The organism is Erwinia sp. MYb416 (assembly GCF_037479575.1).
Classification (GTDB): domain Bacteria; phylum Pseudomonadota; class Gammaproteobacteria; order Enterobacterales; family Enterobacteriaceae; genus Erwinia; species Erwinia rhapontici.
The window spans coordinates 1-1,262 of record NZ_JBBGYT010000374.1 but is presented as its reverse complement, the minus strand read 5'-3'; the positions used below and the strand labels follow the sequence as shown (position 1 = coordinate 1,262).

The following is a 1,262-nucleotide window of genomic DNA, read 5'->3' as shown; positions in this document are numbered from 1 at the left end:
GTATTAAGGAAAGTAAAGAACATGATGAAATTGAGCGATTTCTTCATAGCGAGAAAAACTATTTAAACGAAACATCGCTCAGAAGTGAGAGTGTCCAGCAACGGCTGGTAAACATCAGGCAGGCTGAAAATCCACTACTGGAAGCTAGCCAGTATTTGCTTCGCGCGTTAAGTGAAATGCCTGAACATGTTGACTCGAGCGAACATGTTGAAGTACTCAAAAGAAGTATTAAAAATGAAATAAATCTCTTCGTTATTGTTTGCGATGAGATAGATGTCTCGTGGAAGAAAATGGCCATTGTTCGCTACTGTCTGTGTACCGCACTGGACGAAGCCGCGCATGAAAAAGCGTGGGCACAGAGTGCGGGCTGGTCACAGAGTAACTTACTTAACCACTTCGAAGGTGATAACGACGGGGGCAACAAATTTTTCCTGCTTGTTGGCCGTCTTTCCATGAATCCCCATGAATATGCAGACGTACTTGAGGTACTTTTGCGTATTCTTGGGCTTGGATTTGAAGGTCGTTACAGTATTATTGAAGATGGTGACCGCCAACTGACGAAAATCAGACAGCGTTTACTTACCATTATTCAAAGCACAAAAGATACGACTTCGACAATTTTATCGCCACACGGATTGGTTAGCCGTGGGAAGCCGAAACGTGAGAAATTGATCGTTCCCGTACGCGTGACATTGTTGTTATGCGGAATTTTAATTTCATCAACGTTCTTTTGGTATAAATATTGGTTATCAGTTAACCAGAGTGTTATTGAGCATAAAATTCTTGCGATGCGGAAAGTGAATGTGGCAAAACCAGAGGCTAAGAAACTTAGGCTCGCATACTTGTTAAGAAATGAAATAGCGAAAGGTTTAGTCAGTGTTGACGAGACAAAAGAGCAAAGTAAAGTCGTATTCAAGGGTGATTCGATATTCGAAGTCGGCGCAACATCCGTAAAACCTGATATGGATTATGTTATGAATCGAGTAGCGAAAGAAGTACAAAGAGTCAATGGCAATGTAATTATTGTTGGACATACCGACGCAACGCCCATTCACAAGTCTGGAATTGAAAACAACACTATTCTTTCTGAATTACGAGCTAAAGCCGTGGCCAAACTTTTTGTTAACACCGGTTTATCTGAGAAAAAAATACATACTCAAGGCGTAGGCGATACTCAGCCAGTGAGTAGTAATAGTAACCCCGAAGGTCGTGCGCAAAACAGGCGCGTAGAATTCTTCGTTACTTATTGATGAGATTAGCAA

1 protein-coding gene is annotated in these 1,262 nt (G+C 41.6%); it reads left to right on the top strand.

Annotation, left to right across the window (positions count from 1 at the left end):
- Positions 1-1,250, top strand: a 1,250-nt coding sequence (gene tssL, locus WH277_RS05390; RefSeq protein WP_339504855.1) for a type VI secretion system protein TssL, long form, incomplete at its 5' end; no start/stop codon positions are given.
- Positions 1,251-1,262: the final 12 nt, after the last annotated feature.